This window comes from Cohnella suwonensis (assembly GCF_042655365.1).
Taxonomy (GTDB): domain Bacteria; phylum Bacillota; class Bacilli; order Paenibacillales; family Paenibacillaceae; genus Cohnella; species Cohnella suwonensis.
Genome location: NZ_JBHSMH010000025.1, coordinates 51,053 through 61,718 on the forward strand (window position 1 = coordinate 51,053; position 10,666 = coordinate 61,718).

General features: G+C 49.2%; 8 protein-coding genes. 6 read left to right on the forward strand and 2 right to left on the reverse strand.

Annotated features, from left to right (window positions below; genetic code table 11):
* The first annotated feature begins 20 nt into the window (after nucleotides 1-20).
* Nucleotides 21-914, forward strand: a complete 894-nt coding sequence (locus ACFPPD_RS10365; RefSeq protein ID WP_209748825.1) for a helix-turn-helix transcriptional regulator — start codon at nucleotides 21-23, stop codon at nucleotides 912-914.
* Here ACFPPD_RS10365 and ACFPPD_RS10370 read toward each other — a convergent pair.
* Together ACFPPD_RS10370 and ACFPPD_RS10375 are read right to left on the reverse strand one after the other, a co-directional pair.
* Nucleotides 848-4,462, reverse strand: coding sequence for a glycosyl hydrolase 115 family protein (locus ACFPPD_RS10370; RefSeq protein ID WP_378082147.1), 3,615 nt, complete (start codon nucleotides 4,460-4,462; stop codon nucleotides 848-850). The two genes, ACFPPD_RS10365 and ACFPPD_RS10370, sit on opposite strands and share 67 nt — an antisense overlap.
* 497 nt (nucleotides 4,463-4,959) lie before the next feature.
* Complete coding sequence (locus ACFPPD_RS10375) at nucleotides 4,960-5,403, reverse strand: MerR family transcriptional regulator (protein ID WP_209748827.1); 444 nt, start codon at nucleotides 5,401-5,403, stop codon at nucleotides 4,960-4,962.
* Between the two features lie 243 nt (nucleotides 5,404-5,646).
* Between ACFPPD_RS10375 and ACFPPD_RS10380 the strand changes: the two genes are divergently transcribed.
* The 5 genes from ACFPPD_RS10380 (at nucleotide 5,647) to ACFPPD_RS10400 (ending at nucleotide 10,662) form a co-directional block, all read left to right on the forward strand.
* Nucleotides 5,647-6,768: an NADH-dependent flavin oxidoreductase gene (locus tag ACFPPD_RS10380; RefSeq protein WP_209748828.1), complete on the forward strand. Its 1,122-nt coding sequence runs from the start codon at nucleotides 5,647-5,649 to the stop codon at nucleotides 6,766-6,768.
* Nucleotides 6,769-6,979: 211 nt separating this feature from the next.
* Nucleotides 6,980-8,242, forward strand: a complete 1,263-nt coding sequence (locus ACFPPD_RS10385) for an AMP-binding protein (protein ID WP_209748829.1) — start codon at nucleotides 6,980-6,982, stop codon at nucleotides 8,240-8,242.
* 2 nt (nucleotides 8,243-8,244) lie between these two features.
* Nucleotides 8,245-8,517, forward strand: a complete 273-nt coding sequence (locus ACFPPD_RS10390; RefSeq protein WP_209748830.1) for a phosphopantetheine-binding protein — start codon at nucleotides 8,245-8,247, stop codon at nucleotides 8,515-8,517.
* The gene (locus tag ACFPPD_RS10395; protein WP_209748831.1) at nucleotides 8,514-9,563 is read left to right on the forward strand and encodes a Gfo/Idh/MocA family protein; all 1,050 of its coding nucleotides are present in this window, start codon (nucleotides 8,514-8,516) and stop codon (nucleotides 9,561-9,563) included. The genes ACFPPD_RS10390 and ACFPPD_RS10395 overlap by 4 nt, the downstream gene beginning before the upstream one ends.
* A complete protein-coding gene (locus ACFPPD_RS10400; RefSeq protein WP_209748832.1) occupies nucleotides 9,526-10,662 on the forward strand; it encodes a DegT/DnrJ/EryC1/StrS family aminotransferase in 1,137 nt (378 codons plus the stop codon). Before ACFPPD_RS10395 ends, ACFPPD_RS10400 begins: the two co-directional genes overlap by 38 nt.
* Nucleotides 10,663-10,666: the final 4 nt, after the last annotated feature.

Genomic DNA, 10,666 nt, shown 5'->3' on the forward strand with positions numbered 1-10,666 from the left:
ATTAGGGGGGCAGTTAGTTGATGAGCGCATTTCCCTCGGACGGATTGGAATTTCAAACCGTTACTACAAATAAAGCATTAAATCCCGATTTCCATATTCATAATGCTTATGAGCTTTATCTTCTGCTGGAAGGCGATCTAAACTTTTATGTGCATCAATCGTGCTACCATCTCAAACCGGGAGCTTTGATGATTCTTAATGACCTTGAGATGCATAAGGCGGTTTATTCTACGGATGGTCCATACAAACGTATCTTCATCCATATTCCTCCCGCCTTCCTTCATCATTATTCAACGGAGCAGACTGACTTGACTGCCTGCTTCGTTAAACGCGAGACAGGTTTGCGAAATTTCATTCAGCTAGAATCGGAGCAAGTCCATTTTTTTACCCAGCAAGTCCATGAGATGCAAGAGGCACGCCAATCTAGATATTTTGGAAATGACGTCTTGATCGATTCCTGCTTACTGCGGATCCTTATCATGGTAAATGGGTTATTTCAGGTAGAGGCTTTCAACGACGGTTTATCGGTCCATTATCCGCCGAACGTGAAGGAAATTATAACGTATGTTGAGGAACACATTCTTGAACCGTTATCCCTCGATCAGATTGCATCGGCGCTTTCCCTGAACAAATATTATCTCTGTCGTATTTTCAAGAAAGAAACGGGTACGACGATTTTTCGCTACATTCTGTTGAAGCGGATCTCATTGTCACGAATATTACTGGCGGAAGGCAAGAACGTGACCGAAGCTTGCTTTCAATCCGGATTTCAGAACTATACCAATTTTATTACCGAATTTCGCAAGATTACAGGTTATACGCCTAAGAAATACAGAAATATGAAAGTCTATTCTCTTGCGGAATCTTGCCACTGGGCGTCCATGGGCGGCAGTTCGTTGCCGACGGTTAAATAAATTCGGTCCACCCTGAGCTGCGACTTTCTTGCTAATATGGAAAACACATGCTCGCCTGTGGTTAATTCCATATCGGATATCAGGCACCAGTAATACGCTTGCGCGGTGTTGTACGTATTCAGATCGCCCTTTCCCAGCAGCTTCGACAGCGGCGTCGCTACGCCGTCAACCGACAGGTAGCAGGAATCGGACTTGCTATTGTAATGCCTGACCAGCAACCAAACATGGTATTCGCCCGGAGTGCGGATATTCATTCTATAGTGCATTCCGGGAGCATTCTCCGGATTTTCCCACAAGATCCCGGGTTCGGCGACATGCATGGCAAAGCCCGTTCTTCCGTTGGTTTCCGCCTGCAAGTGGCTCCATGATTTATTACTCCCGTCATTGCTGGGCGTAAGATAAGCATTGCTCGAGTTTTCCAAAGCATATTCCGCTTCGATCGCCACGATTCCGCCCGATTCGATAAATACGCCGGAGCCGAATTCCCGGAGCACATCCTTTTCACCGCGGCTATTGCAAAGGTTGGCATACCGTTTTTCCCCTAACGCCATCTGCGGGCGTTCCTCTAAAAAAATCGGGTCGTACATTTTAGAAGAATCGCTAGTCGCAAATAAAACGCTTGGAGGCGGAACTTCGTCCTCATTTGTTCTATACAGTTCATTACACAGTTGTTCGAGTTCATGCCAATCGACGTCGGGGCTCTCGGTTCCGTGTTCGGCAACCGGCCTATGGTTATGCCAGCTGGTCATAGGTCCTATATTTGACAGCCTTCGAGGGCTCGTATAGAGCACAAGCTTGGTGATGGTCACATAATGATCGACCATATAAAGCTTCAAACAGTGCGCGCCGGCAGACAAACAAGGAAGCTCCACCGTCATTTTCTCCCCGTTATCCACGACGCATTCTTGCCATTGGCCCAACCATTCATCGCGAATATCCGATTCCATCATAACAGGTTCATTGTCGTCAATGCCGATGCCAAAACGAATTCTGCCCGTGGAATTCAGCGTAAGATAACGGTATATTTCCAGCTGAAACTTCCCGCCTTGTTTTAAATAAAGGCCGTATTCCAAATAAGGATTGTCTGCAAGCTTTCCGTCGATCGAGACTAATTCCGAATGCCATGCCATCACGGCGGCGCCTTCATATCTTCCGATACCCGGCACCGTTACCCAGCCGCAGCTTCCCGCTCCGGTTTGTTGACCATCGCGGTAGATATTCCTGTTATATTCGGCGGCCGATATCGACACATATCCGTCCGACTCCGCATATCCGGAGAGACCCTCCGGTATGGGCATAGCTTCTTCTACTTGAACCCGTATCGGGATAACCGTACCATCCTTATGATCATGGACCGTAAGAAGTCCTTCTTTACCCGAATGCTTCTCTGGATCTATGACGGATACGAGAATTCTCTTTTCCGTTTGTACGGTTCCGTCCTTTTCCGAAAGAACGATCCAGTCAGCTCCCTCTTTAACCTCGATCGTGAATGGAATGCTTCCCGTTCCCTGGTTTCTGATCTCAAGCCATTTTTGTCTTTGACCATAGATGGAGAAGCTCAGCGTCTCCTCCTCGTTCCAAAGACTAACCTTCATGCCGCTTCCGCCGATTCTCAATGCGGGCTTTCCCGCAGGATACATGGCAGTAGGCGGCGGCGGATAACTCTCAGGCGTGAGGATTAGGTCCCACTTGCCATCGCTCATCTTCTTGTTATAGAAGTAAAGCATTCTCCGTTTGTAGTTCGTCACTCTTTTGGAATACTCCACATACCTGTCAGCCGCCTGCATGTTTCCTCTATCATAAACAAGCGTACTTCTGTCGGCGTAATAGTATTCAAGATTCGTGTAATAGGAAGCATGGATTTTCATCAAGAACAGTTGGAAGAAGGCGGGGCGCTCCTCGTCGGGAAGACTGTTCAATATGGCATTTCCCCGTCGGAAAATATTCTCCAGACGCATCAGTCTGCGCCCTGCTTCATCACCGTATACGGTCTGTGAAAAGACATGAGAGGTCATGTGTTCGATTTTCCGGACGTTGGTTGCCTGGGCAAAGGCTTCATACAATTTCGCGGCTTCCGCCCCGTGATTGCCCGAAAAATTGGAGTTGATCCAATGCTCGGTAAATTGCAGCGCGTCCTTGGTTATTCCCGTTTCTTTGCCTGCTTCCCAACCGTACCGCAGGAAAAATTCCATATCCTGCTCGAGGGGCTTCAGGCCGCCTACATTCAGAACCCATACTTTCCTTATTCCCGACTCGTAGGACTTTCTTAATTCATTTCCAATGTGAGCCAAGGGGGTAGAACCGATAAAGAGATAGCTCATGCCCGTTCCCGGGTGCGCCCAGTAAGAACAATGGTAATACAGTCCGTGCCCGCCTCTTCGTCCGCGTTCCGCCTCATTCGGATAACGCCGCATATAGCCAAAGTTGTCATTTGCCCAAATAAGGGTCATATCATCGGGCAAGTCAAGGCCCCGGTCGTAAAGCGCCAGCACCTCTTTATAGGGGATAAAGGTTTTTAAAGCCTCTTGTCCGTTGTTCTCCCCAAGCACATCGATTAGGATCTGCCTTTGATCCTTAATGACCTCACTTAAGAGACTGACCTTCGCTTCTATCTTTTCCTCCTCATTCATCGAAGGATCTTCATCGATCGTCTGCGTTTGAAAGCCGGAATCATGGATTCCCCGCATGCCCATCGAATAACACACTTCGTAGTTTCGATTCTGTTCAACGCTTTCCCGCCAGTATTCTTTAAGAATGTCCCGATTTCGCCCTTCGATGGAATAATCATAGACGGCATCGGTATAGCCCTTGCTTGTCGTCCATGGGATCCATTCGTTTTGATTGCTGCGAAGCAGCATATCGCAGTGGGAAGTCCCAACGACAACGCCCATTTCTTCCGCCAGTTTTCCGTTTTCGGGATTTCCATTAAAATAATTAACGTGCATGGCCGGCCAAATATAATTCGCCTTCAAACGAAGAAGCAGCTCGAATATTCTCCGGTACGTTTCAGGCCCGATCGTGCCATCTGAGGTATGCAGCTTTGCCCAGTCGTCCAGTTCCTCTTCATCGTTTAAGAAGATGCCTCTGTACTTGACGGATGGCCAATCCGCTTTGGAGAAGTTCAGAGGGATACGGAACGCGTTTTTCGTTTTGACGGGCACATCCGCCCAGTAATACCAAGGCGACATGCCCATGGCCTCGCACAAGTCATAGATCCCGAAAATGGTGCCGCGTCTGTTTGTTCCAATAATATAAAAAACGCCGTCCACGACTTCTTGGAGAAAAGCTTCCCAATGGAAGGAACCATCCTCCATCCTAAGTTTATCCAGCGATAACCTCTTGTTGCTTGTCATTTCTTCTATCTCTTCATTATCTATCGTTCCGATTATGATACTGCATTTATCCATCTCTTTAGAAAGTACGGCCTTGCAGCCGCACGTCCAACCGATATCCCGCAAGAGATTTTCTACCGCGATTTGTACGGCGCGGGTTTCTTTTTCCGATACATAAATGGTTACGGTATGGTTCTTTTTAAATAACTCTAGCATCAAAACCGAACCTCCCTTTATCATGAACTTGTTTTGGCGATCAAGATCATTATAAAGCGGACTTTATGAAAGAACTTTGCGTACATTGTGTTTTTCCTTGTAGATATTGCAGTTTGGCGTGCTTGATGTGTTACATTATTTACGGGTATCATCTTGACACGCGGAAGAAGGATTCGAACTTGCGACTACATGGGAAGATCAAAATTTTCATGTTCGGTAGTTCGTGACCGATTGGAAGAAGCAGGGCAGAGATCAAATAACGCAGGAAGTAGCGGATACCGTTTAGTTCCTAGGAGTTATAGATGTGGGCAGTCTACCATGGCTGCCCGTTTCATGCCCGCACATCATAGTCGTTAGACTGCTGATAGAAGATGACTCCTGTCCGTTAGGATAGGAGTCATCTTTTTTATGCCAATTTGATGTATCGATCGGATTCATTAATGGAGTTGCGGCGTTATTCCGGTAATCTCCGCCATAGTTTCAAGCATAAGAGGCTTTTACGCGAACGATTCAATAGTGACTCCAGCTAACTTATCCTCAGACAGGTGACATTTAAAGTTATGATTAGGATTTTTCCTAACTTCTTCTTTCTGAAGTTCATACATTGCTATTTTATAGGTTAATTCTTCCATGTGCTTTAAGCTTTCTTCAATTTTATTCTGCAATTCCGATTTATGCTGAATCAACATTTCATTTCTTTGCAAGAATGTAGTATTCCCTAATTCATAAAGATCCTTATATTCTTTTATTTTAGTTAGCGGCATTCCTGTCTCTTTGAGACAACGAATAAAAGAAATCCAATCTATATTTTGTTCGGTATAAACTCTACGACCTTTTTCATCACGAGATATATTTGTTAGAATCCCTTGCTCTTCATAAAATCTAAGCGTCTTTGCAGACACATTTAAATTCTCCACTACATATTTCATTGAATACAACATTTACTTGCCCCCGCTTAGTTACAGTTACTGTAACTAAAAAGATATCATAAAGGAGAATGAAAATTCAACAATACTCTATATAGTCATATGAAAAATAAAGTTTGACTTCCTGTAACGTCAACCAAATATACTAAACCACAACTTGTAATAAGGGAGAGTTGCGATGGCTCAGAATAACGTATGGTAAAAAGAAGTCAGACAAACTTTCAACATTAGAAAAATATTTAAGAGAGAGGTTAAGAAATGAATCCCAAATACAGTAGCTTATTTGAATCCTTCACATTCAGAAGCGGAATAACTATTAAGAATAGAATCGTTATGGCGCCTATGACAACCTGGTCAGGTAATGACGACCTTACCATTTCGGATGACGAGGTAAAGTATTATGCTCAAAGAGTAAATGGAGTAGGACTCGTCATAACAGGGTGTACTCATGTTACACCTAATGGGCAAGGTTTTACGAATGAATTTGCCGGATACAATGATGAATTTACTCCAAGTTTACGAAAATTAGCTGATGCAGCGAAAAGTGGAGGCTCACCTGCGATACTACAGATTTTTCATGCGGGTAATAAAGCCTTGCCTGGATTGGATGCAGTTAGTGCGAGTGCATTGCAAGCCGAAGATACTCCTTTTGGTCCAAGCGTAGTAACAAGAGGGCTATCACATGAGGAAATCTTGTCGATTATACGTGCTTTCGGCGACACAACAAGACGAGCGATTGAAGCTGGATTTGATGGCGTCGAAATTCATGGGGCTCATGGATTTTTAATTCAAAATTTCTGGTCGCCAGCGACCAATCAACGAACGGACCAATGGGGAGGAACACTTGAAAATCGTTTGCGTTTTCCATCGGCAATTATTGAAGAAATCAAAAAGGTCATTGAAAAACATGCTACAAAACCATTCATTTTAGGATACCGATTTTCCCCTGAAGAATCCTCCAAAGTGGACGGATTACGCATGAAAGACACGTATGAATTAATTGATCGGCTTGTTGAACAGGATTTAGATTATATACATGCTTCATTAGATCATGTGCTTTCAAAGCCAGTAGATAGTCAAGATGAAAAAACACGGCTTGAATTGATTGTTGAAAGAGCAAACGGTAAGGCACCTGTGTTGGCTGCTGGTTCCATGATAACACCAGATGATGCGCTTAAAGCTATGGAATTAGGATTGCCGCTATTCGCGATAGGTCATGCGTTAATTATGAACCCCGATTGGGTTGAAAAGGTCGCAAATGGACGTGAAGCCGAGATCGCTTCCGAGTTGAACGTTTCGAAACTCGATCAGCTTAATATTCCAGAAAAACTATGGAATGTTATTCAAGCAGCGCCAGGTTGGTTTAATATTGGTAAATAAAGCGGCCGTTTATTAAGGTACAGCCTCCTCCTATTTGTTGAGGGACTGTACCTTTTTTTGCATAATCATTTAGCACATGAAAGTTAATAGGGTTAACCAACTGCAAGCGATTTTCGCGGATCGACGATTGCTGAATATGTTACTAGATTCTGAAGAATCATGAATTGTGATGACTGGTTGAACGTCCTAGAATGGGAGAAAAAGGAGGTGGATGATAATCGAGTTTGCGCTTCGAGTGGATGAAACCGAGTTTGGTCAGGCAGAGCTTATCAAGCGAATAAGCGACTTGCGGCAATCGGAGGTTTGCCGTTCTCCCGAAGGGAAGCGATACGCGGTTCTGTTCCGGCATCCTATGGATGTGCTTGCTGCAGTGACATACTTGAGGAAGAGCCACGCATCGGTACTGCTGCTGCACGGCGATACTCCTTATGAGACGGCTCTCGGAATTGCGGCTAAAGCGGGTTGCATCGCCTTATTATTCGGAATGCCCTTGCAGGCTGTACGTCTCGAAGGGAGTTCGGACGAGCAGAGTCGGGCGTTAGAACCCGCTCTATGCCAGTTTAGCTCGGGAACGACAGGTGAACCGAAGCTTATAGTCAGGCCGTGGACGGATGTCGAGCTCGAGATCGAGAGCTATAACCGCAGACTGGCGCCTTCGGGCGGAGAGCCTCCCCTCCTATTCGTCCCGGTTTCCCATTCTTACGGGTTAATTGCAGGGGTGATGGCAGGACTGGCGCGTGGCGCATCCCCGCACGTCGTTCAGTTGAATAATCCGAAGTCCGCTCTTCGCCACATTCGAGAGAATTCGGATTCTATCGTTTATGCGGTTCCTTTTATCTATCAACTGCTGGAATCCTTGAGCAAAGGAGAAGTGCGATACCGTAAAGTCGTCAGCTCCGGAGCACCGTTAACGGAAGCTTTGCTAGAACGGATGAAGACGCGCGCCGGGGAAGTATGGCAGCAGTACGGCTGTTCGGAAAGCGGCTGTATCTCTCTTGGCTCCCATCCTTCCGCGCCCGAAGATACAGGACAGCCCTTATCCCATTTATCCGTCGCCTTGGAGGAACAAGACGAAACCCGGGAGATCGTCGTACGGGCCGGCGCTCGCGTCATCAGAACGGGAGACTCGGGGAATCTTTCGCGGGAAGGTCGCTTGCACGTGCTGGGGAGATTGGACGATCTGATCAACGTGTCCGGGCAGAAGGTCATGCCGGCGGAGATCGAGAAAGTCATTGGCGGCATGCAAGGCGTAAAGGAGGTTGTCGTCTACGGAATGCGGCATCCCGTATGGGGCGAAGCCGTGAGCGCGATGATCGTCGCGGACGGCGGCGTGGGCAAGGAAACGATCCGGGAGTATTGTTCGCGGCGCCTGGCTGGGTACAAAGTGCCTTACGAGGTACGGTTTGTCGACGAAATTCCGCGTCCAGCTTCGGGTAAAATCAGCCGGAGGTTTATCCGGCAACGAGAGGAATGACAATGATGGATAGACAAGCCATTGCAGAGGGATTGCGCAAGATCATCTCGGAGGATCTGGACGTAGCCGTACCCGACCGTCTGGAACAAGAGCTCAGGCTCTACGAGGATTTGAATCTGGATTCGATCATGGTATTGCAGCTTGCCGTCTATATCGAGGAAGTCTTCGAAGTATCGATTCCCGAGGAGGAAGTCGATCCGGCCGTATTCGAAACGGTCGGATCGTTAACCGGGTTCATTCTTCGCTTGCAAGGAGTCGGGGCGGGCGAGCGATGAGAACGATCCGCCTGGGCATTGCGGGCTTCGGGAGAATCGTGGAACTGACCCATCTTCCCCTGCTTGGCAAGATGGACGAATTCAGCATATGCGGAATCTTCGATGTGACTCCGCAGCGGCGCGCTCTCGCGGAGAAACGGGGATTGGCCGCGTACGATCGGCTGGAGGAATTGCTGGCGAGCGATGCGGAAGCTATCTTAATCGCCACGCCGCCCGGAAGCCATTATAGCATCGCAGCCGAAGCTCTGAAGAGCGGCAAGCACGTACTGATAGAGAAACCGGTAACTCTCCGTGCGGCAGAAGCGATTGAACTGAAGAAATTGGCGGCGGAAAGAGGGAAACACGTTACCGTGTTTCACAACAAGCGATTCGACGACGATCTCCGGCTGGTTCGGGAGGTCATGGACGGCGGCAAGCTCGGGCCTATTCAATTCGTCGAGCGGCGCTGCCACCAATTCGGGTCCGGCGCGTCGTTCGGCGTGCAATCCTTTCATCCGGGCTGGAGAAATGAAACCGCTTACGGCGGGGGTGCGCTCATGGATTGGGGCGTTCATCTGGTCGATCAGCTGCTGCAGCTGAAGCTCGGACGATGGCAATCGATTGAAGCCTCGGCCCATCGGCTGCGATGGAAGCGGGGGGATGCGGAAGATTGCGCGTTAGCCCGGATCGTGCTGGATAACGGCATTCTGCTGTCGATGGACATTCATTTCGGTTCGCATGCCCAGAACCCGCTTTGGATCGTCGGCGGTGAGCTCGGTACGCTTCAGGTTACGGGCGGAAACGAGGCGACGATCCACTTGGCGGGCAAATCCGCGATCCCGGTGGAGCCGCAATCCGCCGTCGGAACATATCGGCGGGATCTGGACGGCGTTAAACGCATTTATTCTTCGTTCGCGCGGAAGCTCGCGGGCGAAGGGCAGTTGGAAGTGACGCTGGACGAGGCGATCGACGGTTTGCGCGTATTGGATGCTATCCGATTGGCCGCCGAGAATAAAAAGGAGGTTCGGTATGGGGATCCTGTTCGCGGCGCCTCAGTTGGAATTTGAAGAAATACGCGAGCAATGGTTGGCCGCGGTCGGCGAATTGGCCGCGCGAGGCGTATTCGTCGGCGGACAAGCGGTGCAGGAATTCGAATCGGCTTTTGCCCGTTACTCGGGCACGGCCGGAGCGGCAGGGGTCGGGAATGGAACGGACGCCATCTTCTTGGCTTTGAAAGCGCTCGGGATCGGTCCCGGAGACGAAGTGATTACGGCAACCAACACCTTCGTGGCAACCGTCGAAGCCATCCATCATACGGGAGCGACTCCCGTCCTGGTCGACTGCGATCCCGACAGCTACTTGATCGATTCCCAGCAGATGAAGGACAGGGTGACCCCGCGCACGAAGGCCGTCATCCCCGTCCATCTGTATGGGCAAATGGTTGACGTTGAACAATGGCTATCCTGGGCCGACGGGAAAGGGATAGCGGTTATCGAAGACAGCGCGCAAGCGGCCGGCGCCAGATTAAACGGCAAACCGGCCGGGTCTATGGGTGCGGCGGGCTGCTTCAGCTTCTATCCGGATAAAAATCTGGGCGCGCTCGGCGATGGCGGCGCGGTCGTCGCTTCGGACATGGCCCTGTTGTCGGAAATCCGCAAGCTGCGTAATCATGGCGGGGAAACGAGATACACGCACGAGATTCCGGGCTACAACAGCCGTCTTGACGCGATACAGGCGCTGGCGCTTAGCATGAAGCTGCGCCGGTTGGACGAATGGTCCGAACATAGGAGGCGCGTAGCCGGGTTGTACGAGCATTATCTTGGCGGGATTCCCGAAGTCGTGCTGCCCGCGCATCGAGGCGACGAGAGCCATGTCTATCACCTCTATGTTATCCGCGTCCCGATAGGGAGCAGAGACGAAGCGCGGAGATGGCTTCAGAAGAAAGGCATTCTGACCGCGGTCCAGTATCCGCTGCCCGTCCATCTGCTGCCCGCTTTCAGGCATCTGGGTTACCGACGCGGCGACTTCCCGGTCGCGGAATTTTGCGCGGAGCGAATCCTGTCGCTACCCATTCATATCGGGATGAACGAGGAAGCCGTCGCTTATGTCGCCATGCATCTGAAGGAAGCGCTCGAATTCGCGCAGTCCGGGGCGAATCGCAAGTAAAAGG

Coding starts and splice junctions, on each gene's coding strand:
- ACFPPD_RS10365 (WP_209748825.1), top strand. CDS start 21: ATGAGCGCATTTCCCTCGGACGGATTGGAATTTCAAACCGTTACTACA.
- ACFPPD_RS10370 (WP_378082147.1), bottom strand. CDS start 4,462: ATGCTAGAGTTATTTAAAAAGAACCATACCGTAACCATTTATGTATCG.
- ACFPPD_RS10375 (WP_209748827.1), bottom strand. CDS start 5,403: ATGTTGTATTCAATGAAATATGTAGTGGAGAATTTAAATGTGTCTGCA.
- ACFPPD_RS10380 (WP_209748828.1), top strand. CDS start 5,647: ATGAATCCCAAATACAGTAGCTTATTTGAATCCTTCACATTCAGAAGC.
- ACFPPD_RS10385 (WP_209748829.1), top strand. CDS start 6,980: ATGATAATCGAGTTTGCGCTTCGAGTGGATGAAACCGAGTTTGGTCAG.
- ACFPPD_RS10390 (WP_209748830.1), top strand. CDS start 8,245: ATGATGGATAGACAAGCCATTGCAGAGGGATTGCGCAAGATCATCTCG.
- ACFPPD_RS10395 (WP_209748831.1), top strand. CDS start 8,514: ATGAGAACGATCCGCCTGGGCATTGCGGGCTTCGGGAGAATCGTGGAA.
- ACFPPD_RS10400 (WP_209748832.1), top strand. CDS start 9,526: ATGGGGATCCTGTTCGCGGCGCCTCAGTTGGAATTTGAAGAAATACGC.